1 protein-coding gene is annotated in these 704 nt (G+C 38.9%); it reads right to left on the bottom strand.

The features are described 5' to 3' along the window. On the bottom strand, window positions 1–662 hold a 662-nt coding region (locus tag AN214_RS21800), incomplete at its 3' end, for a transposase (RefSeq protein ID WP_152960851.1). Between the last annotated feature and the right edge of the window lie 42 nt (window positions 663–704).

Genomic DNA, 704 nt, shown 5'->3' with positions numbered 1-704 from the left:
GCGTAATAGTTTGGTTGATGCTTTTTAGCTTTGCTTTCTAAATAATATTCCAGCTTTTTAAGCTCTTCTGCGTAGGCATCGAGAATGGCTATATCAAAATTAACATTGTGTTGAACAGCTTGGTCGTCAAAGCGCGTTTGGAATTCTTGGCGAACACATTTGTTTTTCATATGCAGTTCAAGCGGCGGATAGTTGTACTGACTATTTGTGTTAACTATATGCGCTTTCAGTTGTGCGCCATGCTGAACCAGTCGTGTTCTTCTGCGAAGTAAATCGCGTGTTGAACGCATATTAGCAGGATAATTGTAAGCTAGCGGGAAATTGCCACCGCGCAATAGGCTTGCGATTTTATAAGAATCAATCTTATCATTTTTGGCTTTGCCACCATGAATGGCTTTCATATAAAGGGCATGACCAAGTACAAAATCAACATCATGCTCAGCACATAAATCACTGACCCAATACCAACAATGCATGCATTCGACACCGATTACGATATCTTCGAGATAGGGCGAAATCAGTTTAATTAACTCATGTTTATCAGCTTTTATTTTCTGATGAACCACTTTATTGCCACGTTCATCAAGAATGCACACGTATAAAATGCGTGCATGAAGGTCAATTCCACAATAATATTTGTGAAAAGTAGTATAGAATTTCATTGAGCTTTCTCCTTTTGGTTTGGTCGCCTTGAAGTTTAGCTG

The organism is Pseudoalteromonas sp. P1-9 (genome assembly GCF_001399975.1).
In the GTDB taxonomy this organism is placed as follows: Bacteria; Pseudomonadota; Gammaproteobacteria; order Enterobacterales; family Alteromonadaceae; genus Pseudoalteromonas.
The sequence above is the reverse complement of the archived record's forward strand: the minus strand, read 5'-3'. Positions and strand labels throughout refer to the sequence as shown.